Source organism: Fictibacillus sp. NRS-1165, from assembly GCF_050468105.1.
Lineage (GTDB): Bacteria > Bacillota > Bacilli > Bacillales > Fictibacillaceae > Fictibacillus_C > Fictibacillus_C terrinigri.
This window is the reverse complement of the sequence record NZ_JBDPNU010000031.1, coordinates 83915-108956: the sequence shown is the minus strand read 5'-3', so window position 1 is coordinate 108956 and position 25042 is coordinate 83915. Positions and strand designations below refer to the sequence as shown.

Below are 25042 nucleotides of genomic sequence, written 5' to 3'. Positions count from 1 at the left end.
GTAGTGAAAATTTAAGTTGAATGTGAGGATGAAGTATGGCACGTCAGAAAAAAGAATCTTGGGAATGGTTGAAAGCATTGGCAGTGGCCTTGATTCTCGCCGGAGCAATCCGTTACTTTTTATTTGCTCCGATCGTGGTTGACGGCGAGTCCATGATGCCAACCTTGCATAACAGGGACCGGCTTGTTGTCAATAAGATGGATAAACCTGAACGATTTGATATTGTAGTGTTCAAAGCGACAGAAACAAAGGATTACATCAAGCGTGTCATCGGTCTTCCGGGCGACCAGATCGAGTACAAGAATGATACTTTGTATGTAAACGGTAAACCACTTAAGGAAAAATATTTGGATCCGTATAAGAAACAGACGAAAGATGGAAACTTAACGTATGATTTCACTCTTTACGAGGTAACAGGCAAACAGACTGTTCCGAAGGGTAAAGTTTTCGTGCTCGGGGATAACCGGCGCCACAGCAGTGACAGCCGGAATATCGGCACAGTGGACATGGATGATATCGTCGGCAAAGCCAGCATAAGATTCTGGCCGATTAATGATATAGGTGTAGTAAAGTAGGTGAAGGAATGACCATTCAATGGTTTCCTGGCCATATGGCAAAAGCCAGGCGTGAAATTACAGAAAAACTAAAACTGATTGATGTCGTGTTCGAATTGGTAGATGCGAGAGTTCCTTTGGCCTCCCGGAATCCGATGATTGATGAAATAACGGCAGGAAAACCGAGGCTTGTGCTGCTGAACAAAGCGGATATGGCTGATCCTGAGGTTACAAAGTTATGGTCCGAATATTTCGAGCAAAAAGGCCTCGCTGTACTTGTGATCAATTCCAAAACCGGGCAGGGCATCAATCGGATCGAAGCCAAGGCAAAAGAACTGGTTAAAGAAAAATTCGACAAGATGAGAGCGAAGGGCATCGTTAAGCCAAGAGCTGTAAGAGCGCTTATCCTCGGCATCCCCAACGTTGGCAAATCGACGCTGATTAACCGGATGGCAGGAAAAAACATTGCGGTTACAGGAGATAAACCGGGCGTAACTAAGAAACAGCAATGGATTAAAGTGGGTTCATCTCTTGAATTGCTTGATACACCGGGGATTCTCTGGCCAAAGTTTGAGGATCAGTCCATTGGTCTTAAGCTGGCTGTAACAGGGGCCATCAAAGAAACTCTTCTGGATTTTACAGAGATTGTCCTGTTCGCGTTAAAATACTTTAAGGACCACTATCCTGCGAGGCTGCAGGAACGCTATAATCTTGAGACGATCCCTGAAGAACCGATCGCCCTCTTTGATGAGATCGGAAAAAAACGAGGCTGTTTGATGAGCGGCGGCCATATTGATTATGAGAAGACTGCAGAAATCGTGCTTCGTGACATCCGCTCTGAAAAATTAGGCAGATTATCGTATGAAAGACCGGAAGATTTTATCCAATAGGCACGCAAATGCGTGCCTTTTTTCTTTATAATTAAACCATGCGGGTCTAAATGACTGAGGAAAATCGCCGATATACATAGAAAGCGAAGGTTGAAGAATGAAACTTACGATAAAAGAAATTGAGAACAAAATTCATACGCTTAGAGAAGAAGAAAATAAGCTTAGGGCGTTTATGCATGAACTTCAAAATGATGAGCGGACCGGGGTAAAAAAAATCCTGATGAAACATGAAAGAGCACTTGAAGCAGCCCGGCTGCTTCGGGACCGTTTTGATCAGATGATGGTCTATGAAAAGGAGTGGACCAGTCTAGGCAAAAGGATGATCGCCGGTCTTGATGAAGCCGGAAGGGGGCCACTTGCCGGCCCGGTGATCGCAGCGGCAGCCATTTTGAAACCGGGTACGTACATAGCGGGATTGAACGATTCCAAAATGCTAAGTGAATCCAGGCGTGAGGATTTATTTGAGGAGATCATGAAAAACACCGTTTCAGTGGGAATCGGCCTTGTTACCGCACAGGAGATCGATGAGATCAATATCTACCAAGCCTCAAGGAAAGCGATGGTAAAGGCCGTCAAAGCCCTGAAGGTACAACCGGACCATCTGCTCATTGATGCGATGGAACTGCCGCTCGCTGTTACCCAGTCCAAAATCATCAAAGGAGATGCGAAAAGTGTTTCCATTGCAGCTGCGTCTATCGTTGCAAAAGTAACCCGGGACCGGTACATGAAGCAGCTTCATAGGAGCCATCCGCACTATCATTTTAATACGAACATGGGCTATGGAACAAAAGAGCACCTTGAAGCGCTGGAAAAGTTCGGTCCGGTGGAGGAACACCGCCGTTCCTTTTCTCCTGTACAGCAGGGTTCTCTTCTTTAAGCTTAAAAGGAGGGGCAGCTGATGAAAGTTCAGAACGGAGAGCTCCTGCCCCTTAGTGGGGCAAACAAGGGCAAACCGGCTTTGGTTCAGGGCCAGTTGACAACAGGCAAAGTTCTGGAAGCATTGCCTGGGAACGTAGCGAAATTAGCTCTAGGGGGAGAAATTAGGACAGCTCTTCTGGAAACCGTCCTGCAAGCGGGTGAGAGCTATTGGTTTGAAGTGCGTCAAACTGAGCCGCTGGCTTTAAAGAAACTGGAACCCATAACCAACAAAGAAAAAGATGCTGCTGCTTTTGTGGCGGCTCGGTTAGGATCAACAAAAGAACCGGCCGCAAGAATGGCAGCTCAGTTTTTGTTCACCTCCAATCTCCCGGCAACAAAAGACCAGTTAAACAGTATCGCTGAACGGTTTCGGATTTCACAGCACAATGAAGCAGAAACCGGGGAGATCATCACCAAGATGATGAAGCACGATATCCCCCTCACTGAAGGGCCCTTCAGAGTGGTGGAATCAGTTAATGGTACAGGGACTCTGCGGAATGAACTGGTGAAGCTGAGGGATGAAATCGGTCATCAGCAGCCTACACGGCTGTTAAACGAGCTGAAGCAAGCCATTAATGCAGTTTTACAAGGTTCTATGGAAGAATCTACGGAAAAGCCGATCACAGACATTTTGAATGCTTTAGTAAAAAATAAGCAGCAAAAAACGCAGGAGCTAGAATCCATCTTAAAAAAAGCCGGTTGGCTGAATGAGAGTAAGCCCCTGGGAGAAACAAAATCCGGCATAACACCAAAAAGTGAAGGGACGGATGGAAACGCTTGGAACCCGAAATTGGTTCTAAATCAGGGAATAAGCAAGGAACAAACAATGACCGGGCTACTGAAGATTCTTTCAGATCTGCCGGAAGAGGAGGAGCGTCATCTTGTTTACTCGCTGTTCCAAAGTGAAAAAAGGAACACCCGGCCCCCGCTCTCTTTGATGAAGCAGATAGAGCAAATCGGTTTGCTTCATGAAGCGCGGCTGCTGTCAACGAAACTTGATGAGAAAGCTGAAAACCAAAACGTAAAGTCGCTTCTTCTTCAGCTCTTGCATAGTGATGAGCCGATAACAGCAACGGCAAAGACCCAGGCGGAGACCGTATTGAATAAAATTACCGGGCTCCAGCTGACCATGCTTCAAAGCTAAGAGAATGTTCAGCAAGTCCAGCTTCAGCTGCCGGTCATTTTTGGAACGCAGGCCGCTGACCTTTCTATAAGATGGGAAGGAAAACAAACAGGCTCGGGCGAAATTGACAGTGATTACTGCCGTATTCTATTTATTTTACAACTGGAAAACATGAAAGAGACAACCGTTGCAGTTACTATTCAGAACCATATCCTATCTCTGCAGATCTGGAGCGGAGCGGACGGCGCCAAGATGATACCGCGGGACGATATCGAGACACTCCGTCTTTCGCTTCAGCAAATGGATTACCGCTTATCAGGGGTAGCATTGATGGACAGCGGCGAGCAAGGGCCAGCCGCGAAAAGGAACACATCGGAGGCGAGGAATGGAGTCGATCTGAGAGTATAAATAAAGAGAGTAAACTGCCTCGTGCTGCTGCACTTTCCTATCGGAAAAACATGGCAGCCCCAAAGCTAACCGCAAAAGGGACAGGAAAAACTGCAGAGAAAATTTTATCGGTGGCACAGCAAAACAATATTCCGATCCAAAGAGATCCTTCCCTTGTCGCCCTTCTTTCGCAGCTGGAAATCAACGAAAAGATTCCCCAGGAGCTTTATTAGGTGGTCGCCGAAATATTTGCGTTCATCTATCACGTTGACCAGGAGAAGCGTTGATATAAAACGAGCGATAATTTATGTGTGATTGGGCATCCTATAAAAAAAAAGGGAGGCTTCCGTCATGCCAAGAAGAAAACTGTATGTACCTGGTGTCGACTCTATGCTTGACCAATACAGGGAAGAAATCGGCGAGGAATTCGGGATCTACCGTCCAGCTGCCGAACGGGATTTCACAGAAAAAAAAACGGACCGAAACAATAAAAAATCAAACGGCAAAAAAGAAACAAAAAGCAGGAAAGAATAATCCTGCTTTTTTTGTTGGTAAAAATCCGTGAATCGTGTTTTCCTCCCGATTTATTCCATATTATGAAGCAATTAATAGGAAAAAATGTCGAAAATAAGTGAATGCGTTTGCAATTATTCAGTTGAATGGTAGACAGTTCGTGTTCTATTATATAAAATGGTATCGGTAGTTTAGTTTTGAACATGATAGGAGGATGGAGAATGAATATCCACGAGTATCAAGGCAAAGAGGTACTAAGAAAGTACGGTGTGGCTGTTCCTAACGGTAAAGTGGCGTATTCCGTAGAAGAAGCAGTAGAAGCTGCAAAAGAATTAGGAAGCGCTGTAACTGTTGTTAAAGCTCAAATCCACGCTGGCGGACGAGGAAAAGCCGGCGGTGTTAAAGTGGCAAAAAACCTTGATGAAGTTCGTACATATGCGGATGAAATTTTGGGGAAAGTGCTTGTCACTCATCAAACAGGCCCTGAGGGCAAAGAAGTTAAGCGCTTGCTTATTGAAGAGGGCTGCGACATCAAGAAAGAATATTACATCGGCCTTGTCCTTGACCGCGCTACTTCAAGCGTTGTCATGATGGGATCTGAAGAAGGCGGAACTGAAATTGAAGAGGTGGCTGAAAAGACACCTGAAAAAATCTTCAAAGAAGTGATCGACCCTGCGATCGGGCTTCAAGCTTTCCAAGCTCGCCGCTTAGCATTCAACATCAACATCCCGAAAGAGCTTGTGAACAAAGCTGCAAAGTTCATGATGGGGCTTTATACAGCATTTGTTGAAAAAGACTGCTCAATCGCAGAAATTAACCCGCTTGTAGTTACTGGCGACGGCAACGTTATGGCACTTGATGCGAAATTAAACTTCGATTCAAATGCGCTTTACCGCCAAAAAGACATTCTTGAGTACCGTGATCTTGAAGAAGAAGATCCAAAAGAAATCGAAGCTTCCAAATATGACTTGAGCTATATCTCCCTTGATGGGAACATCGGATGCATGGTTAACGGCGCAGGTCTTGCGATGGCAACGATGGATATCATCAAACACTACAGCGGAGATCCTGCCAACTTCCTTGATGTAGGCGGCGGTGCTACAGCTGAAAAAGTTACGGAAGCGTTTAAAATTATCCTTTCTGATGAAAAAGTTAAAGGGATCTTCGTTAACATTTTCGGCGGAATCATGAAATGTGACGTTATCGCTAACGGTGTAGTTGAAGCTACTAAACAAGTAGGATTGAACTTGCCGCTTGTTGTTCGTTTGGAAGGTACAAACGTAGAGCTTGGGAAGAAAATCCTTAATGAGTCAGGCTTGAACATTACTTCTGCAGATTCCATGGCAGACGGTGCTGAGAAGATCGTTTCTTTAGTAAAATAAATTCCCCGAAATAAGGTAGAAGGGTGGAGAAAAATAGATGAGTATTTTTATCAATCAAGACACAAAAGTCATCGTGCAAGGGATTACAGGGTCTGTCGGTTTATTCCATACACAGCAGATGCTTGAATATGGAACAAAAATTGTCGGCGGTGTTACACCAGGTAAAGGCGGAACTGAAGTTGAAGGCCTGCCTGTTTTCAATACAGTAGAAGAAGCGGTGAAAGCAACAGGTGCTACGGCTTCTGTCATTTATGTTCCCCCTGCGTTTGCAGCTGATTCTATCGTTGAAGCAGTCGACGCAGAACTTGACCTTGCAATCTGTATTACAGAAGGCATTCCAGTAATGGACATGGTGAAAGTCAAGCGTTACATGCAAGGCAAGAAAACTCGTCTAGTAGGACCTAACTGCCCAGGTGTAATTACTCCTGAAGAGTGCAAGATCGGTATCATGCCAGGATACATTCATACAAAAGGTCATGTAGGCGTTGTATCACGCTCCGGGACATTGACTTATGAAGCAGTACACCAGCTTACACAGCGCGGGATCGGCCAATCTACAGCAGTAGGGATCGGTGGGGACCCGGTAAACGGTACTGACTTCATTGATGTGCTAAAAGCTTTCAATGAAGACGAAGATACTTATGCTGTGATCATGATCGGTGAAATCGGCGGAACAGCAGAAGAAGAAGCTGCTGAGTGGGTCAAAGCGAACATGAAAAAACCAGTTGTCGGATTCATCGGCGGACAGACAGCACCTCCAGGAAAACGTATGGGCCATGCGGGTGCGATTATTTCCGGCGGTAAAGGTACAGCTGCAGAAAAGATCAAAACTATGCAGGAATGCGGTATTAAAGTCGCTGAAACACCTTCCGTTATGGGAGAAACACTCGTTTCTGTCCTTAAGGAAAAAGGGATTCTCGACCGCTGCACAACACACAAAGCGAATGTATAAGCAGAAAGCTCCCGTTTTTGGGAGCTTTTTTTAAAAAATGATTCTAATTAATGGAGGAGACCTATGGACAGAGAACGGTTAATTCTTCTTCATCATTGCCGCGGAGCAGGATGGAAAGCCATCCAGTCATTTTTAGCATTTGACCCTGAGTTAACAGCAGTTTTTCAAATGAGTAAAAAAGAGCTTTCAGAACGGTTCCGTATGAGTCATCAGAACAACAATGATTTTGTAGAAGATATCCGGAAGCTGTCCTACCGCTCCATTGAACAAACATACCGAAAGCATAATATTAAAATCCATACATATTTTGATAATCATTACCCCGTTCCTCTCCGCCACATTTTTGATCCGCCCTGGGTTTTATACAGTAAAGGGAATACAGAGGTGCTGTCGGCTCCTCTCGCTATTAGTGTAGTGGGAACAAGGAATCCCACCGAGGGGGGATTAAAAAGTCTGAACAAAGTTCTTAATCCGCTGCTACAGGAAGGCTGGATAACGGTCAGCGGACTGGCCGCGGGAATCGACACCCATGCCCATGAATTGACTTTACAGGAGTCAGGAAGTACGATTGCAGTACTCGGATCAGGAATCGGCCATATCTATCCGAGGGCCAATACCGCTTTGGCCCAACGGATCACCGGAAAAGGGCTGCTCGTTTCTGAGTATCCGTTTAACCGTCCACCGAAAAAATGGCAGTTTCCGCAAAGGAACAGAATCATTAGCGGACTCACGCGGGGAACCTTGGTTGTAGAAGCCCGAGAAAAGAGCGGTTCCCTTATTACAGCAGATCAAGCGATGGAACAGGGGAGGGAAGTCTTTGCCGTTCCAGGTTCCATTTTAGATGAGTGTGCGGCAGGAACGAACCGCCTGATCCAGCAGGGAGCCAAGCTAGTAATGGACGCTGAGGACATTTTAAGTGAATTAAGTTTGATCGATTAGGTCAGAATGAAGTATTAGTCCCTATTATTTCTCCTGAATGGAATGGCAATAATTGAAAACCGTTTGACAAATGATGAGAGTCTATTTAATAATAGGGAAGATTTGATTAAACCCTTAAAGGGGGATGCACTGAAAATGGAAGAGTATTTAGTAATCGTTGAATCTCCCGCAAAAGCAAAAACGATAAAGAAATATTTGGGAAGCAAATATATCGTTAAGGCGTCGATGGGCCATGTCAGGGACCTGCCTCGAAGCCAAATGGGAGTAGAAATTAGTGACAATTATAATCCAAAATATATAACGATCAGGGGAAAAGGACCTGTTTTAAAAGAATTGAAGACAGCGGCCAAAAAAGTGAAAAAGATCTTTCTCGCATCTGACCCCGACAGAGAAGGAGAAGCGATCGCCTGGCATCTTGCACACAGCCTGGATATTGATTTGGATTCTGAATGCCGGGTTGTTTTTAACGAGATTACAAAGAATGCCATAAAAGACTCGTTCAAACGTCCGAGGAAAATAAATATGGATCTTGTAGATGCACAGCAGGCGCGTCGGATCCTTGACCGGCTTGTAGGCTATAAGATCAGCCCTTTATTATGGAAGAAAGTGAAAAAGGGGCTCAGTGCCGGACGTGTACAGACGGTTGCTCTAAGATTGATCGTCGAGAGGGAAAACGAGATCAAAGCGTTTGTTCCGGAGGAATACTGGAAGATCAAAGCCGCCTTCTCCTACGGCAAAGATGAATTCGAGGCGGGCTTTTACGGCATCAACGGCAAAAAGAAGGAACTGGCGAATGAAGAGGAAGTCAAGGAAGTCTTAAGCAAGCTAAAAGGAGACACATTTTCTATCGCTTCCGTACAGAAGAAGGAAAGAAAACGCAATCCTGCGCCGCCATTCATCACCTCTTCCCTTCAGCAGGAGGCAGCGAGAAAGCTGAACTTCAGAGCAAAGAAAACAATGATGCTTGCACAGCAGCTATATGAAGGAATCGATCTTGGAAAAGAAGGCACCGTCGGTCTGATTACGTATATGAGAACGGATTCGACCCGAATCTCTGATCTGGCAAAAGAAGAAGCAAGATCGTTTATTCAGGAAGAATTTGGTGAGGAATATGTGAACAAGGCCGATCGTGCGGAGAAGAAGCAAGGTAAAAATGCGCAGGATGCCCATGAGGCGATCCGGCCGTCTTCGGCTTCAAAACATCCAAAAGAATTAAAAGAATATTTGAGCCGTGACCAGCTCCGGCTATACCGGTTAATTTGGGAGCGTTTTATTGCGAGCCAGATGTCATCGGCTGTTTTGGATACGATGACTGTGGATCTCGAGAACCAGGGAGTGATTTTCCGTGCGAACGGTTCTAAGGTGAAATTCCCTGGATTCATGAAGGTATATATTGAAGGTAACGATGACGGCAAAAAAGATGAAGACCGTTTGCTTCCGGATTTGAAAGAGGGTAAGACAGCCGAAAAGCAAGAGATCGAACCGACTCAGCATTTTACACAACCCCCTCCAAGATACAGTGAGGCCAGGCTCGTCAGAACGATGGAAGAGCTCGGGATCGGACGTCCGTCGACCTATGCACCGACCCTTGATACGATCCAGAAGCGCGGCTATGTTATGCTTGATGACAAGAAGTTTCAGCCGACAGAGCTGGGAGAAGTGGTTCTGGAACTGACACTTGAATTCTTTTCAGAAGTATTCAACGTAAAATTTACAGCCCAGATGGAAACGGATCTTGATGAAATTGAAGACGGTGACAAGCATTGGAACGAGGTCATCGACGAATTTTACAAGAGTTTTGAAAAGCAGCTGGTTGTCGCAGAAGAGGAAATGAAGGAAGTAGAGATTAAAGATGAGCCTGCCGGTGAGAACTGTGAGTTGTGCGGGCATGAGATGGTCTTTAAGATGGGGCGCTATGGCAAGTTTATGGCGTGTTCCAATTTCCCGGATTGCCGAAACACGAAACCGATTGTAAAAGACACTGGTGTAGAGTGCCCGGAATGCCATAAAGGAACCATAGTGGAACGAAAGAGCAAAAAGCGCAGAATTTTTTATGGCTGCAGCAGGTATCCAGAGTGTGAATTTGTTTCATGGGATAAACCGGTCGGCCGAACGTGTCCGAAATGCGGTAAAATACTTGTTGAAAAGAAAACGAAAAAAGGAAAAGTCGTACAGTGTATTTCTTGTGATTACGCTGAGGAGCAAGCTTAAAGGGGAGTTTTTCGAAGAATGAACGATTTTGTTAATGTTATCGGCGCCGGGCTGGCGGGAAGTGAAGCAGCCTGGCAGATCGCCAAAAGAGGTATTAAAGTCCATCTATATGAGATGCGGCCAAAAAAACAGACGCCTGCTCACCATACAGATAAGTTTGCAGAGCTTGTATGCTCAAATTCTCTTCGTTCAAACACCTTAACGAATGCCGTTGGTGTTCTGAAGGAAGAGATGAGAAAACTGGATTCGGTCATCATTGCGTCAGCTGATGATTGCTCAGTGCCAGCAGGAGGAGCGCTCGCTGTTGACCGCCATGAATTTGCGGCACTCGTCACAGAACGGGTAAAGAATCATCCGAACGTCACGGTTTTTGAAGAAGAAGTAACAGAAATACCAGAGGGGCCGACAGTAATCGCTACAGGCCCGCTCACTTCTAAAGAACTGTCGGATGCTTTAAGAGCGCTGACGTCGGAGGATTATTTGTACTTTTATGATGCGGCTGCTCCGATTATTGATGCCGAGAGCATCGATATGAATAAAGTGTACCTTAAATCCCGTTATGATAAAGGAGAGGCAGCTTATTTAAACTGTCCGATGACGGAAGAAGAGTTTGACCGGTTTTATGAAGCGCTCATTTCTGCTGAAACTGTACCTTTAAAAGAGTTTGAAAAGGAGATCTTCTTTGAGGGGTGCATGCCGATTGAAGTCATGGGGTCCAGAGGCAAGAAGACGATGCTGTTCGGACCGCTCAAACCTGTTGGTCTTGAGGATCCGAAGACAGGTAAACAGCCGTTTGCTGTAGTCCAGCTAAGACAGGATAACAGTGCAGGAACCCTTTATAATATAGTAGGTTTTCAAACGCATCTGAAGTGGGGGCCTCAGAAAGAAGTCATCCAGCTGATTCCGGGGCTTGAGAACGCGGAAATCATCCGGTATGGTGTGATGCACAGAAACACCTTCATCAACTCTCCTAAGCTTTTAGAAAAGACGTATCAGTTTAAAGACAGAAAAGACCTTTTCTTTGCTGGCCAGATGACAGGTGTTGAAGGCTATGTGGAAAGCGCTGCATCCGGACTCATCGCGGGGATCAATGCTGCCCGACTGATGCAGGATAAAGAACTGCTTGAATTTCCTCAAGAGACTGCGATCGGGAGCATGGCCCATTACATTACGAACGCCAATGCGAAGAACTTCCAGCCGATGAACGCAAACTTCGGGCTTCTGCCTGCTCTTGAAACCCGCATCAGAAACAAGAAAGATCGCTATGCAGCACTCGCTGAACGAGCGCTGGAAACAATTCAGAATTTTATAACAAAATTGTGAACTTGCTTGTCTTTGCCCCTGATCTGTGATAAGATTTAGGGGCTTTGTGAGGTGTGATAAGTGGATTTAAATGACCGCTATTTGAAGATGTTTATCGAGTATTTGCAAATAGAAAAAAATAGTTCACATCATACAACGGAAAACTACGAAAAAGCGATCTTACATTTTACGTCGTTTATGAAACAGCAAGCAATCGAAGGATTCGCTGCTGTTTCTTATCTTTTGGTGAGACATTATTTGACATGGCTCCACGAGCAGTCCTATTCCAGAAGGACGGTCGCCAAAAAAATTTCGTCTCTCCGCAGCTTTTATCGTTTTCTTAACCGGGAAAAGATGGTGGACCATAATCCGTTTGCTGCAGCGTCTCTGCCGAAAGCCGGCCAGAACATTCCGCATTTTATCTATGAGGAAGAACTGGCACAGCTTTTTAATGTCAATGACCTCTCTGACCCGCTTGGACAGAGAAACCAGGCGATCTTGGAGCTGCTGTACGGGACGGGGATCAGGGTGAGTGAATGCTGCCAGATCCAGCTCGATGACATCGATTTTTACATAGAAACAGTGCTTATTAAAGGAAAAGGCAAAAAAGAGAGGTATGTGCCCCTGGGAAGCTATTGCGTTGAAGCATTGACCCGTTATATCGAGGAGGGCAGAAAGCAGCTGGCAGAAAAGGCGGGCCAGCCTGTAAAAACGCTGTTTCTTAATTATAAAGGCGGTCCTCTTTCTGCGCGTTCCGTCAGAAATGTATTAAACAGCATGATTCAGAAGACGACATTAACCGTACATATCAGCCCCCACGTACTGCGTCATACGTTTGCGACCCATTTGTTGAACGAAGGCGCAGATTTAAGGGCCGTGCAGGAGTTGCTCGGACACTCTCATCTGTCATCTACACAGATCTATACTCATGTCACAAAAGAACATTTGAAAAAAATTTATAATAACACTCATCCTCGTGCATAAATGAGAGTAAGGAGGGATTTTTTAATGACCCATACATTCCATGCAACGACTATTTTTGCCGTTCATCATAACGGACAGTTTGCGATGTCGGGCGATGGCCAGGTTACTTTTGGGAACGCCGTTGTCATGAAGCATTCTGCCAAGAAGGTTAGAAGACTCTTCGGAGGAAAAGTACTCGCTGGATTTGCAGGTTCAGTGGCGGATGCTTTTACGCTGTACGAAAAATTCGAAGCCAAGCTGGAGGAGTACAGCGGGAATCTCGCACGTGCAAGTGTCGAGCTGGCAAAAGAATGGCGTACCGACCAGGTGCTGAGAAAACTTGAAGCCATGCTCATCGTCATGAATAAAGAAAGTCTCCTGCTCATTTCAGGAACCGGGGAAGTCATTGAACCGGACGATGGCATTCTATCCATCGGATCCGGCGGCAATTATGCGCTCGCTGCAGGAAGGGCCCTGAAAAGAAATGCTCCTCATCTATCAGCTGCCGAGATTGCAAGAGCAGCTCTGGAAATTGCCGGTGAAATCTGTGTTTATACGAATGACCAAATTATTTTAGAAGAGCTGTAGAGGGAGCGTGGGTAGAGATGAACACACATTTAACTCCAAGGCAGATCGTTGAAAAGCTGGATCAATATATCATCGGCCAAAAGGATGCAAAAAAAGCGGTTGCTGTAGCTTTAAGAAACAGGTATCGGCGCGGATTGCTCGATGAAAAGCTAAGAGACGAGATTTCTCCAAAAAATATTTTGATGATCGGGCCTACCGGCGTAGGAAAAACCGAGATTGCAAGAAGGCTGGCGAAGCTTGTAAACGCACCTTTTATTAAAGTAGAAGCGACAAAGTTTACAGAAGTGGGTTATGTCGGCCGTGACGTTGAATCCATGGTACGGGATCTCGTGGAAACGTCGATTCGTTTAGTAAAAGAACAAAAAATGCACGAAGTGAAAGATAAGGCGGAGGAGAACGCCAATAAACGGCTTGTTGAACTCCTGGTGCCTGGCAAGCAAAAAGAGAGTTCATATAAAAATCCGCTCGAAATGTTTTTTGGTTCAAACAACAGCAATGCCGCACAATCCCCTGGCGATAAAGAGGATGATGCTTCGATCACCCAGCAGCGAAGGCAGATGGCGCATAAACTTGCTTTGGGAGAGCTTGAAAACCATCTCGTAACCGTTGAAGTGGAAGAGCAGAACCATTCCATGATGGATATGTTCCAAGGCTCAGGACTTGACCAGCTCGGTATTAACATGCAAGATATGCTAGGAGGCATCGTCCCCAAGAAAAAGAAAAAACGTAAACTGACTGTCTCTGAGGCCAGAAAAGTGCTCACCCAGGATGAAGCTGCCAAGCTGATCGACATGGACGAAGTGACAAGTGATGCGGTTTACAAAACCGAACAAACAGGTATTATATTTATTGATGAGATTGATAAGATCGCAGGAAAGAATCAAAACAGCGCGGATGTTTCAAGAGAAGGTGTCCAGCGTGATATCCTGCCGATCGTTGAAGGTTCTACCGTTATGACCAAATACGGATCCATCAAGACCGATCATATTCTTTTCATCTCAGCAGGTGCGTTTCATATGGCGAAGCCCTCTGATCTCATCCCTGAGCTTCAGGGACGTTTTCCGATCAGAGTCGAGCTTGAAAAGCTGTCTGTCGAGGATTTTACCCGGATTTTAGTAGAGCCGGATAATGCCCTTTTAAAACAATATACAGCATTGCTCGCAACAGAAGGTATAAATCTTGAATTTTCTGACGAAGCTATTTCTAAGATTGCGAGTATAGCTTTCCAAGTGAATCAGGAAACCGATAATATTGGTGCAAGGAGGCTTCATACCATTCTGGAACGACTGCTGGAAGATCTGTCCTTTGAAGCACCGGATGTTACAATGAACGCCATAAAGATCACACCAGAGTATGTAGAAGAAAAACTTGCGTCAATCGCAAAGAATAAGGATTTAAGCCAGTATATCCTGTAGGAGGAAATGTAAAATGAATTTATTAGAAAAAACAAGAAAGCTGAATGCGATGCTGCAACAATCCGGAGGGAAGCCCGTTAATTTTAAAGAAATGGCGGAAACCCTCAGAGATGTTATTGAAGCCAATATTTTCGTTGTCAGCAGAAGAGGAAAGCTTCTTGGTATTTCTTTGAAACAAGAGATTGAAAATGAAAGAATGAAAAAAATGCTCGAGGAGCGCCAATTTCCATCCGAGTATACAAAAGGGCTGTTTAATGTTACAGAAACTTCATCCAACTTGGATATAGCCAGTGAGTACACAGCATTTCCTGTAGAAAACAAAGAACTCTTTTCTTCAGGTCTTACGACTATCGTACCGATCATCGGAGGGGGAGAGCGTCTTGGTACACTGATTCTTTCCCGTCTTTCCAATTCGTTTAATGATGATGATCTGTTGCTTGCTGAATATGGAGCTACCGTTGTTGGAATGGAAATTCTTCGTGAAAAAGCGGAGGAGATTGAAGAAGAGGCCAGAAACAAAGCTGTCGTACAAATGGCGATCAGCTCACTTTCCTACAGCGAGCTAGAAGCGATTGAGCATATTTTTGAAGAGCTTGAAGGAAACGAAGGCCTGCTTGTAGCCAGCAAGATCGCAGACCGTGTGGGGATTACCCGTTCTGTTATCGTTAACGCCCTCCGCAAACTGGAGAGCGCTGGTGTCATTGAATCCCGTTCACTTGGTATGAAAGGCACGTATATTAAAGTGCTGAATGATAAATTTTTACTAGAATTATCAAAACTTAAAACCAGCTGATCGTGCAAAACATATAAAATACCACCCGCTATTTGGCAGGGTGGTATTTTTTGATTGAAAATGTCGAAACGTGCGGAGATTCCTGAGATCGGAAAAACCCCAATAATCCCTGTATATCAAGGCTCTAGTAAAAACATATCGGGACCAAAATCCTGAATACAAAGTAGTTCTTTTTATCGAAAAAAGTCACTTTGGTAAAAAATGCATAGACACTTTTTGGTTTTATGACTTAAAATATGGAATATCGGTAACTTTTGGTACTCTTTTTAAATTTAGTTGTAAAAAAGAGGGGATAAATAATGTTTACAAGTCCTATTTTTCAAATGCTGGAACGAGGCTTAGATGCTGCAGCATTAAGACAAGAAACGATCAGTGACAATCTGGCAAACATCAACACGCCAAACTACAAAGCAAAAAAAGTTCAGTTTCAAACCGAACTGGATGGGTGCTTAAGTGCTTACCGGACGAGCAGCAGGCATATCCCTTTCAATCAATCCAGCGGCCAAAGCATGACTGTAGCCAGAGACAACAGCACCATGATGAACAACAACGGTAACAATGTGGATTTAGATAAAGAAATGACCGATCTGGCAAAAAATGAGATCTTGAACCAGGCCCTCGTTCAACGGCTCAATGGAAAATTCAATTCACTTCAAATGGTGATTAAAGGGGGCAAGTAGCAGGATGAGTATGTTCGGTGCATTAAATAGCGAACGATGTTCTAGACATTCCTGCAGGGGAGATCGAGCCGTGCAGGCCCTGTAAAAGCAGAGCCCGCAGCTGAAAATCATACACAGGAAAAAGAGAGTGGCGATCGCACTTCCGACACAGAAGAAACACAGAATGCCATTTTTCATCAGGATGTTTTAAAATATGCCGAAAGTGGCTATAATGCAGAAGAGATTGCAAAGAAACTGGACAGAGGAAAAGGTGAGATTGAACTGATCCTGAAGTTTAACAGGGAAAAATAAGGAATGTTTGACAGCAAAAATATTTCTTCTTGCTACTCTATGCCGAAGTATGGTATAGTTACTTTCGGTGTTAATCACACACGTCTGCGGATTTATCCATTGGTGCTGCAAACTTTGCAGTTTTGGCTAAAGGCGAAGCAGGCGGAGGAAAACAAACCATCAGGAGGTGCCATCATGGCAGTCATTTCAATGAAACAACTATTGGAAGCCGGCGTACACTTTGGACATCAAACTCGACGCTGGAATCCAAAAATGTCTCGTTACATCTTCACTGAACGTAACGGCATTTACATCATCGATCTTCAAAAAACAGTGAAAAAAGTTGAAGAGTGCTACAACGTAATGAGAGACATCGCAGCTAACGGCGGTAAAATTCTTTTCGTTGGTACTAAAAAACAAGCTCAAGATTCTGTTAAAGAAGAAGCAGCTCGTTCTGGCATGTACTTCATCAACCAACGCTGGTTAGGTGGAACTTTAACGAACTTCGGTACGATCCGTAAACGTATCAACCGTTTGAAAGAGCTTGAAAGAATGCAAGAAGACGGAACTTTTGATGTTCTCCCTAAGAAAGAAGTTATCCTTCTTAAAAAGGAAATGGAGCGTCTTGAAAAGTTCTTGGGCGGAATTAAAGAAATGAACAGCCTTCCAGATGCGCTATTCATCGTAGATCCGCGCAAAGAGCGTATTGCTGTGGCAGAAGCTCGCAAACTGAACATTCCTATTATCGCTATCGTGGATACGAACTGTGATCCTGACGAAGTAGATCACGTAATTCCTGGTAACGATGATGCGATTCGTGCAGTAAAACTTCTTACTGGAAAAATGGCTGATGCTATTATCGAAGCCAACCAAGGCGGAGAAGAGCAAGAAGCTCAAAACGACGAAGAAACATCTGCATAAGCAATATAAAGAGAAGGGTGATGGAGGGGATATACCCTTTCTCGCCCTTTTTTAATGCTAAAGTCAACCATGTTTTACATAAACCAAAGGAGGAATTACATTATGGCAGTAACAGCTCAAATGGTAAAAGAACTGCGTGAAAAAACAGGCGCAGGTATGATGGATTGCAAAAAAGCTCTAACAGAAACAAATGGTGACATGGAAAAAGCGATTGACTTCCTACGTGAAAAAGGAATCGCGAAAGCAGCTAAAAAAGCTGACCGCATCGCTGCAGAAGGCTTGACTTCTGTTGTTGTAGACGGTAACAAAGCGGTAATTCTTGAAGTTAACTCTGAAACTGACTTTGTTGCAAAAAACGAAAACTTTACTGCTCTAATCAATGTTCTTGCTAAACATCTCCTAGAAGCCAACGTTTCTACTGTGGAAGAGGCCCTCTCTTCTGAGATCAAGAGCGAAGGCATCTCTGTTAATGACTATCTTAACAACGCAATCGCTAAAATCGGAGAAAAAATCTCCCTTCGCCGTTTCCAGATCATTGAAAAAGGCGACAATGCAGCGTTTGGTGCATACCTTCACATGGGCGGCCGCATTGGTGTTCTTTCTGTAGTGGAAGGAACAACTGACGAAGCTGTGGCGAAAGACGTGGCAATGCACGTTGCAGCAGTCAACCCTCGCTACATCTCACGTGATGCAGTAAGTGAAGAAGAAGTAGCACGCGAGCGTGAAGTTCTCACCCAACAAGCGTTAAACGAAGGCAAACCTGAGAACATCGTTGCTAAAATGGTTGAAGGACGCCTTGGTAAATTCTTCGAAGAGATCTGCTTGAACGACCAATCTTTTGTTAAAGACCCGGATCAAAAAGTTGGTAAATATGTAGCTTCTAAAGGCGGAACTGTAAAAGCGTTCGTTCGTTACGAAGTTGGAGAAGGTATGGAAAAACGCGAAGATAACTTTGCTGAAGAAGTAATGTCTCAAGTTAAAAAGTAAGGCAGTAAAAAAGCAGAATGAGGGAGCACAATGTGTTCCCTTTTTTTCAGAATAGAAGAAGCAAGACATTATAAGGTGATGGTTACGGAGGGAATTATGAGTACTTCAAAATACAAACGAGTAGTCCTAAAACTAAGCGGAGAAGCACTTGCCGGCGGAAAAGGCAGCGGAATTGATCCGGCTGTTATTCAATCCATAGCCCATCAAGTCAAAGACATTGTGGAGCTTGGCGTCGAAGTGGCTGTAGTCGTTGGCGGCGGAAATCTGTGGAGAGGCAAAGCCGGAAGCGAGATGGGTATGGACCGTGCTTCCGCCGATTACATGGGAATGCTTGCGACCGTCATGAACTCCCTGGCGTTGCAGGACAGTCTGGAGAACATCGGCGTTCAGACGAGAGTACAGACATCAATTGAAATGCGTCAGGTCGCTGAACCGTATATTCGCAGAAAAGCTATTCGTCACCTTGAAAAGAAACGTGTTGTCATTTTTGCAGCAGGAACTGGGAATCCTTATTTTTCAACGGATACGACAGCTGCCTTGCGCGCTGCGGAAATTGAAGCTGAGGTCATCCTCATGGCTAAGAACAATGTGGATGGCGTATATTCAGCAGACCCGACGATCGACGAAACAGCTGTAAAATACAATACTTTATCCTATCTTGATCTTCTAAAAGAAGGACTTGCTGTAATGGATACTACAGCTTCATCTCTTTGCATGGACAATGATATACCGCTTATCGTGTTTTCCATCATGGAGGAGGGCAACATTAAGCGTGTAGTAATAGGTGAAGAAATCGGAACAACGATTAGGGGGAATAATTGATGGCAAAGGAAATTTTGACAAACGCAGAAGAACGAATGAAAAAAGGTATTTCATCTTTTCAGCGTGAACTTTCAACCATACGTGCCGGCCGTGCTAACCCTGCGCTATTGGACCGCATCCAAGTTGACTATTACGGAGCACAGACTCCGATTAACCAGTTAGCGGGAATTTCTGTGCCCGAGGCTCGTTTATTGGTCATTCAGCCTTATGACAAGTCCGCGTTGAACGATGTTGAAAAAGCGATTCAAAAATCTGATCTTGGCCTTACGACTTCCAATGACGGCCAAGTCATCAGGATTGCCATTCCGCCTTTGACGGAAGAACGACGAAAAGAGCTTGTTAAGCTTGTTAAAAAATACGGCGAGGAAGCAAAAGTAGCTCTTCGAAACGTCCGCCGTGATGCCAACGACGATCTGAAAAAATCAGAAAAAGACGGTGAGATCACAGAAGATGAACTTCGCCGCTATAGTGAGGACGTACAGAAGCTTACAGACAAATACATTAGCGAAGTAGATTCTGTCGCTGTAAATAAAGAGAAAGAAATCATGGAAGTATAATTGATTTCCATGTAAAATAAAATAAGAAAAGCCCTCTTTATACAGGGGGTTTTTTTGTTAAGTCTGGATTAAATGGGGGCTCTGCCATGCTTGACAGAATTACATTCTGGAAAAAAGAAGAAAAATCAGCGTTGACGATAAAAGAAGATTCCATTCCCGCTCATGTCGCAATCATAATGGACGGCAACGGACGCTGGGCAAAAAGGCGCGGTCTCCCAAGGATTGCCGGACATCATGAAGGAATGAAGGTTGTAAAAAGAGTGGTCAAGCAAGCCAATGCGCTTGGAGTTAAGGTGCTTACACTTTACGCTTTTTCTACTGAGAACTGGAAGCGTCCGAGGGATGAAGTGGACTTTCTGATGAAGCTTCCCGGAGAGTTCTTGAACAGCTTTTTACCTGAACTGATTGAACAGAATGTCCGTGTTGCAATAATGGGTCAAAAAGAAGTATTGCCGATACATACCATTCAGGCTGTGGACGAGGCGATAGAAGCAACGAAGCAAAATACGGGTCTTGTTTTGAATTTTGCCTTGAACTACGGAAGCAGGAACGAAATTACAACCGCACTTGCTCAGATTATTGATGACATCGGCAAAGGGGCTGTAAAGAAAGAGGATATTAGCGAAGAGCTGATCGGCCAGTACTTGATGAGTGCTAACCTGCCCGATCCTGACTTGTTGATCAGAACAAGCGGTGAGGTGCGCCTCAGTAATTTTATGCTCTGGCAGCTCGCTTACAGTGAGTTTTGGTTTACCGACATCAACTGGCCGGATTTTACGGAAGAACATTTAAAAAAAGCCATTTTCGACTATCAAAATCGCGGTCGGCGGTATGGCGGTGTATAATAAGAAGGAGGATTTATGAAGCAACGTATCATCACGGGTGTGATTGCCGCACTTCTATTTATAGGAGTAACTGTCTATGGCAATTGGCCCTTTACTCTCGTTATCATCGCCTTGGCAGTGATTGGTCTGTACGAATTGCTTAGAATGAAAAAGATAACGATCTTGTCCGCTGAAGGGATGATCGGCTTGCTGCTGACACTAACGACCGTTATCCCGGGTAATTGGAAAGACACGTATCTTTCAAATTTCTCAGGTGCAGAACCGATTGTTCTCGGCTTGCTGCTGATCCTCGTGGTGACGGTAATAACGAAGAACAGATTTACGTTTGATGATGCTGGATTCGTCATTCTTTCTTCTTTATATGTCGGATATGGATTCCACTATATCCTTGAGACAAGGCTGTTGGATCACGGCTTGCATATTTTGTTCTTCATTTTATTCATGATCTGGGGAGCTGATTCAGGAGCATATTTTACTGGTAAATCCATCGGAAAAACAAAGCTATGGCCTGTGATCAGCCCAAATAAGACCGTTGAGGGGGCTGTCGGCGGAATTATCACCAGTATTGCTGTGGGCTTGTTGTGCTATGTGTTTAACTTTATTCCGTTTACGCTCTCCGTCGTCGTGCTAATGGCAGTAATTGCAGGTATTTTCGGTCAAATCGGGGATCTGGCACAGTCTGCATTTAAACGGCATTATGGGGTGAAGGACTCCGGCAATCTGCTTCCGGGGCATGGCGGAATTTTAGACCGAACGGACAGCTGGCTGTTCGTTCTTCCCCTCCTGCATATTCTGCACTTGCTTGCTTAAGAGAAAAGGACAAGGAGTACTCTATGAAAAAAATTAGTTTGTTGGGTGCCACAGGGTCGATCGGCGTACAGACTCTTGACGTGATCGAACAGCACCCTGAACAGTTCCGATTAACAGCTATTTCCTTTGGAAAGAATATGGAAAAAGGGCTCGAAATCATCCATAAGTTTAAACCCGAAGTGATCGCTGTCCAAAATAAGGAGGATGCAGACCGCCTTCGTGTACAGCTTGGAGGCGGATTCCGTGTCGTTTTCGGAGAAGAAGGACTGATCCAGGCGGCTGCCGATCATGAATCCGACATCGTCGTCAGTGCCGTGATGGGGAGTGTGGGGCTTCTTCCTACCATTCATGCCATCAAAGCGGGTAAAGACATTGCGATTGCAAATAAAGAAACGCTCGTAACAGCAGGACATATCGTGATGGATCTCGCTGAAAAGTCTGGGGTTCGGCTTCTTCCGGTAGACAGTGAACATTCAGCGATCTTTCAATGCCTGAATGGAGAAGATCCTAACCGGATCGACCGCCTGATTTTGACGGCTTCCGGCGGAAGTTTCCGTGACTATACGAGAAGCCAGCTGGCGGACGTAACAGTGGATCAGGCCCTGAAACATCCCAACTGGTCGATGGGTTCGAAGATAACCATCGATTCGGCTACGATGATGAATAAAGGGCTCGAAGTCATAGAAGCACATTGGCTGTTTAATATGCCATATTCCAAAATAGACGTCATCTTGCATAAAGAAAGCATCATACACTCTATGGTAGAGTACAAGGACGGCAGCACACTGGCTCACCTTGGAAGACCTGACATGAGGGTTCCGATCCAATATGCGCTTACGTATCCCGAGAGACTTGAACTGCCGTCATCCAAAAGGTTAAACTTATGGGAACTCGGCAAACTTCATTTTGAAAAGATGGATGAGGGGAGGTTCCGCTGCCTCAAGCTTGCGTACATAGCTGGAGAGAAGGGCGGAACGATGCCTGCAGCCATGAACGCTGCGAATGAAGAAGCCGTCCAGCTTTTCCTTGAACGGAAGATTTCATTCTTAACGATTGAGGAATATATCGAAAAGGCAATGGAACAGCATGAATTCATTGAACGGCCAACTCTGGAAGAGATACAGGCGATCGATCGATCAACAAGGCAGTTTGTTCAGTCACTACTAAATTAAAGGTGGGTAAAAGGTTATGAATACAGTCATTGCCATCGTTATTATATTGGGTGCACTTGTGTTCTTTCATGAGCTCGGCCATTTGCTTCTCGCCAAAAGAGCTGGCATTCTTTGCAGAGAGTTTGCCATTGGGTTCGGCCCTAAAATATTTGCGTTTAAAAAGAATGAAACAACCTATACGGTACGCCTGCTTCCCCTTGGGGGATTTGTAAGGATGGCTGGTGAAGACCCGGAAGGGATTGAGCTGAAGCCCGGCTACAGGGTAGGTTTGATTTTTAACCGTGAAGGCAATGTTCAGAAAATTATCGTTAACCATAAAGAGAAATATGAGATCCAAAAAGTGATCACCGTTGAGAGTGCTGATCTGGAACGGCAGCTGTTGATCCGCGGATTTGAAAATGAGGAAGGCGAACGCCACAGCTATAAAGTCGATCCCAAGGCGTTGTATGTCGCCGACCACCAGGAGATTCAGATCGCGCCAATCGACAGACAGTTTGGTTCTAAAACGCTCATTCAGCGTACATTAGCGATCTTTGCCGGTCCGTTTATGAACGTGCTTCTTGCCTTCATCGTACTGATGAGCTTTTCATTGTTTCAGGGTATCCCAACAAAAGAGGCGAGACTTGGAAATCTCGCTCCGGATGGGGCGGCGGTTAAGTCCGGTCTCCAGAAAGGCGACAAAATCCTTTCTGTAAACGGTGATAAAGTGAGCAACTGGGAAGAACTGGTGTCCTTCATCCAGCAGAACCCTGGTGAAGAGATGACCTTTGAAATTGACAGAAACGGACAGATTCTTAAAAAGTCAGTGACCCCAGGAGAAAGGGACATGGATAACAAAGGGAATAAAGAAGGGTTTATCGGAGCTTATCCGTCGACCGAGTTTTCTCTGCAGGGTTCCGTTTCTTATGGTGCAAAACAAACGTGGTTCATGACGAAGATGATATTTATCGGCCTTGGTGACTTGATCACAGGAAAACACGGGTTCGATCAGCTTTCCGGCCCGGTAGGAATTTACGAATATACGAATAAAGCAACTGAGGGCGGCATTCCTATGCTGCTGCAATGGGCGGCTGTCTTGAGCATCAACCTGGCCATTTTTAACCTCTTGCCACTTCCGGCACTTGACGGAGGAAGACTGCTGTTCTTAGCAATTGAAGCCTTGAGAGGAAAACCGATCGACCCTCAGAAAGAAGGGATCGTCCATTTTATTGGATTCGCGTTTTTGATGCTCCTGATGCTTGTCGTCACATGGAATGATATCCATAAGTTTTTTTTAGATAAAATTGATCAATAAGTTTTTAGTTGAGGTGGAGAGATGAAGCAAAGCAGGTTGTTCGCACCAACATTAAGGGAAGTCCCGGCTGACGCCGATGTAGTGAGCCATCAGCTGCTGCTCCGGGCTGGATTCATCCGGCAGAATGCGGCAGGTATCTATTCGTTTTTGCCATTAGGCAAAAAGGTATTGCATAAAGTGGAAACCATCATTCGCGAGGAAATGGAAAACGCAGGTTCCAATGAACTGGGCATGCCGGCGCTCCAGCTTGCTGAATTGTGGCAGGAGTCAGGAAGATGGTATTCTTACGGACCGGAGCTCATGCGCTTAAAAGACCGGCACGGGCGTGAATTTGCCCTGGGCCCGACACATGAAGAAGTCATCACGAGCCTGATTCGGGATGAAGTGAAATCTTATAAAAAGCTCCCTCTTAATCTTTTTCAGATCCAAACAAAATACAGAGACGAGAAACGCCCTCGTTTCGGGCTGTTAAGAGGCCGTGAATTCATCATGAAGGATGCTTATTCCTTCCATGCCGACAAAGAAAGCCTTGATGTCACGTATGAAGGAATGAAAGAGGCATATAAAGCGATCTTCAGCCGATGCGGTTTAAATTTCAGAGCCGTACTTGCGGATTCAGGAGCGATTGGCGGAAAAGATAACCATGAATTTATGGTTCTTTCTGATATCGGTGAAGACCTGATTGCTTACTCTACCGAATCCGATTTTGCAGCTAACATTGAAATGGCTCCGGTCAACACGGTGTATGAAGCATCTGGTGAAGAAAAGAAAGAACTGGAAAAAGTTAAAACGGATGACGCGAAAACGATCGAAGAAGTGGCAGCCTATTTAAATATAGAAACCTCACAGATCATCAAATCCATTCTGTTTATCGCAGACGGAGAACCGGTACTTGTCCTTGTTCGCGGGGATCATGAAGTGAACGATATCAAGGTGAAGAACATACTGGGTGCAGACCAGGTGGAGCTTGCATCTGCTGAGCAGACACATTCAACCATGGGATGCAAACCAGGCAATATCGGCCCGGTTGCAGTATCAGAAAATGTGAAGGTCATTGCGGACACAGCTGTAGAATACATGGTGAACGCAGTGATCGGCGCAAATCAACAGAACTATCATTACAAAAATGCGAATCATGGCAAAGATTTTAGCGTTTCTCAGTTCGGTGACCTTCGCTTCATTCAGGAAGGGGATCCTTCACCTGACGGAAGAGGAAGCATACAGTTCGCGAAAGGCATTGAAGTGGGGCATGTTTTCAAGCTTGGACAAGTCTACAGTGAACCGTTAAATGCAGCGTTTCTTGATGAGAACGGAAAGAATCAAGTGATGACGATGGGCTGCTATGGAATTGGTGTTTCGCGTACTCTTGCGGCTGTAGCTGAAGAGAACAACGATGAAAGAGGTTTGATCTGGCCTGTAGCACTTTCACCGTTTGATGTACATCTGATCGCGGCCAACAGCAAAGACGAAGTCCAGGCCAATCTTGGTGAAAAGCTTTACCTTGAGTTAAAGGCTGCCGGTTATGATTGCCTGTATGACGACCGAAAAGAGCGTGCAGGTGTGAAATTTGCTGATGCGGACCTTATCGGAATTCCTCTTCGTGTAACAGCAGGGAAAAAAGCAGCTGAAGGAATTGTCGAACTGAAAATCAGAAAAACGGGTGAAGTCACTGAGATCCATGTTTCTGAACTCGTGGAGGCAGTTAAACGCCACCGCGAAATATTAGCACGCTAGCATCCAGGGGATGACTTATG

General features: G+C 45.0%; 27 protein-coding genes. All 27 read left to right on the top strand.

The genetic code is table 11. The features are described 5' to 3' along the window. Positions 1-35: 35 nt before the first annotated feature. Entirely contained in the window at positions 36-575 is a 540-nt protein-coding gene (gene lepB, locus ABHN01_RS15610; RefSeq protein WP_290399583.1) for a signal peptidase I, read from the top strand. An 8-nt stretch (positions 576-583) separates the two neighbouring features. Next, complete coding sequence (gene ylqF / locus ABHN01_RS15605) at positions 584-1444, top strand: ribosome biogenesis GTPase YlqF (protein WP_290399582.1); 861 nt, start codon at positions 584-586, stop codon at positions 1442-1444. Positions 1445-1541: 97 nt separating this feature from the next. Beyond that, the gene (locus ABHN01_RS15600; protein WP_429876294.1) at positions 1542-2321 is read left to right on the top strand and encodes a ribonuclease HII; all 780 of its coding nucleotides are present in this window, start codon (positions 1542-1544) and stop codon (positions 2319-2321) included. 21 nt (positions 2322-2342) lie between these two features. Continuing rightward, positions 2343-3506: a hypothetical protein gene (locus ABHN01_RS15595; protein WP_429876293.1), complete on the top strand. Its 1164-nt coding sequence runs from the start codon at positions 2343-2345 to the stop codon at positions 3504-3506. Between the two features lie 150 nt (positions 3507-3656). Next, entirely contained in the window at positions 3657-3893 is a 237-nt protein-coding gene (locus ABHN01_RS15590; RefSeq protein WP_429876292.1) for a hypothetical protein, read from the top strand. Continuing rightward, on the top strand, positions 3800-4105 hold the full coding sequence (locus ABHN01_RS15585) for an EscU/YscU/HrcU family type III secretion system export apparatus switch protein (RefSeq protein ID WP_429876347.1): 306 nt from the start codon (positions 3800-3802) through the stop codon (positions 4103-4105). Before ABHN01_RS15590 ends, ABHN01_RS15585 begins: the two co-directional genes overlap by 94 nt. Before the next feature lie 118 nt (positions 4106-4223). Further along, positions 4224-4406: a hypothetical protein gene (locus tag ABHN01_RS15580; protein WP_290399576.1), complete on the top strand. Its 183-nt coding sequence runs from the start codon at positions 4224-4226 to the stop codon at positions 4404-4406. A gap of 200 nt (positions 4407-4606) precedes the next feature. Then, entirely contained in the window at positions 4607-5767 is a 1161-nt protein-coding gene (gene sucC, locus ABHN01_RS15575) for an ADP-forming succinate--CoA ligase subunit beta (RefSeq protein ID WP_290399575.1), read from the top strand. A gap of 37 nt (positions 5768-5804) precedes the next feature. Continuing rightward, positions 5805-6719, top strand: a complete 915-nt coding sequence (gene sucD, locus ABHN01_RS15570; protein WP_429876291.1) for a succinate--CoA ligase subunit alpha — start codon at positions 5805-5807, stop codon at positions 6717-6719. Between the two features lie 63 nt (positions 6720-6782). Continuing rightward, a complete protein-coding gene (gene dprA / locus ABHN01_RS15565) occupies positions 6783-7658 on the top strand; it encodes a DNA-processing protein DprA (protein ID WP_429876290.1) in 876 nt (291 codons plus the stop codon). Between the two features lie 135 nt (positions 7659-7793). Next, a complete protein-coding gene (topA, locus tag ABHN01_RS15560; protein WP_290399572.1) occupies positions 7794-9869 on the top strand; it encodes a type I DNA topoisomerase in 2076 nt (691 codons plus the stop codon). A gap of 18 nt (positions 9870-9887) precedes the next feature. Then, positions 9888-11192 carry an FADH(2)-oxidizing methylenetetrahydrofolate--tRNA-(uracil(54)-C(5))-methyltransferase TrmFO gene (gene trmFO, locus ABHN01_RS15555; RefSeq protein WP_429876289.1) on the top strand — a complete coding sequence of 435 codons (1305 nt, stop codon included), beginning with the start codon at positions 9888-9890 and terminating at the stop codon, positions 11190-11192. 60 nt (positions 11193-11252) lie between these two features. Beyond that, positions 11253-12155 (top strand): tyrosine recombinase XerC, encoded by a 903-nt coding sequence (gene xerC / locus ABHN01_RS15550; protein WP_290399570.1) that lies wholly within the window; start codon positions 11253-11255, stop codon positions 12153-12155. Between the two features lie 24 nt (positions 12156-12179). Continuing rightward, entirely contained in the window at positions 12180-12722 is a 543-nt protein-coding gene (gene hslV / locus ABHN01_RS15545; protein WP_062231737.1) for an ATP-dependent protease subunit HslV, read from the top strand. A gap of 17 nt (positions 12723-12739) precedes the next feature. Further along, positions 12740-14137, top strand: coding sequence for an HslU--HslV peptidase ATPase subunit (gene hslU, locus ABHN01_RS15540; RefSeq protein ID WP_429876288.1), 1398 nt, complete (start codon positions 12740-12742; stop codon positions 14135-14137). 13 nt (positions 14138-14150) lie between these two features. After that, a complete protein-coding gene (gene codY, locus ABHN01_RS15535; RefSeq protein ID WP_290399568.1) occupies positions 14151-14930 on the top strand; it encodes a GTP-sensing pleiotropic transcriptional regulator CodY in 780 nt (259 codons plus the stop codon). 296 nt (positions 14931-15226) lie between these two features. Further along, positions 15227-15610, top strand: a complete 384-nt coding sequence (gene flgB, locus ABHN01_RS15530) for a flagellar basal body rod protein FlgB (RefSeq protein WP_429876346.1) — start codon at positions 15227-15229, stop codon at positions 15608-15610. A gap of 51 nt (positions 15611-15661) precedes the next feature. After that, positions 15662-15901 carry a DUF6115 domain-containing protein gene (locus ABHN01_RS15525; protein ID WP_429876345.1) on the top strand — a complete coding sequence of 80 codons (240 nt, stop codon included), beginning with the start codon at positions 15662-15664 and terminating at the stop codon, positions 15899-15901. Between the two features lie 174 nt (positions 15902-16075). Further along, positions 16076-16801, top strand: a complete 726-nt coding sequence (rpsB, locus tag ABHN01_RS15520) for a 30S ribosomal protein S2 (RefSeq protein ID WP_429876344.1) — start codon at positions 16076-16078, stop codon at positions 16799-16801. A gap of 102 nt (positions 16802-16903) precedes the next feature. Further along, positions 16904-17788: a translation elongation factor Ts gene (gene tsf / locus ABHN01_RS15515; RefSeq protein ID WP_429876287.1), complete on the top strand. Its 885-nt coding sequence runs from the start codon at positions 16904-16906 to the stop codon at positions 17786-17788. 96 nt (positions 17789-17884) lie between these two features. Continuing rightward, on the top strand, positions 17885-18610 hold the full coding sequence (pyrH, locus tag ABHN01_RS15510) for a UMP kinase (protein ID WP_290399536.1): 726 nt from the start codon (positions 17885-17887) through the stop codon (positions 18608-18610). Further along, entirely contained in the window at positions 18610-19167 is a 558-nt protein-coding gene (gene frr, locus ABHN01_RS15505; protein WP_429876286.1) for a ribosome recycling factor, read from the top strand. Before pyrH ends, frr begins: the two co-directional genes overlap by 1 nt. Positions 19168-19253: 86 nt before the next feature. After that, complete coding sequence (locus ABHN01_RS15500) at positions 19254-20012, top strand: isoprenyl transferase (protein WP_429876285.1); 759 nt, start codon at positions 19254-19256, stop codon at positions 20010-20012. A gap of 15 nt (positions 20013-20027) precedes the next feature. Continuing rightward, on the top strand, positions 20028-20822 hold the full coding sequence (locus tag ABHN01_RS15495; protein ID WP_429876284.1) for a phosphatidate cytidylyltransferase: 795 nt from the start codon (positions 20028-20030) through the stop codon (positions 20820-20822). Between the two features lie 23 nt (positions 20823-20845). Further along, positions 20846-21994 (top strand): 1-deoxy-D-xylulose-5-phosphate reductoisomerase, encoded by a 1149-nt coding sequence (locus ABHN01_RS15490; protein ID WP_429876283.1) that lies wholly within the window; start codon positions 20846-20848, stop codon positions 21992-21994. Between the two features lie 16 nt (positions 21995-22010). Then, positions 22011-23288, top strand: coding sequence for an RIP metalloprotease RseP (gene rseP, locus ABHN01_RS15485; RefSeq protein WP_290399531.1), 1278 nt, complete (start codon positions 22011-22013; stop codon positions 23286-23288). 21 nt (positions 23289-23309) lie between these two features. Continuing rightward, positions 23310-25022 carry a proline--tRNA ligase gene (locus tag ABHN01_RS15480; RefSeq protein WP_429876282.1) on the top strand — a complete coding sequence of 571 codons (1713 nt, stop codon included), beginning with the start codon at positions 23310-23312 and terminating at the stop codon, positions 25020-25022. Positions 25023-25042 lie beyond the last annotated feature (20 nt).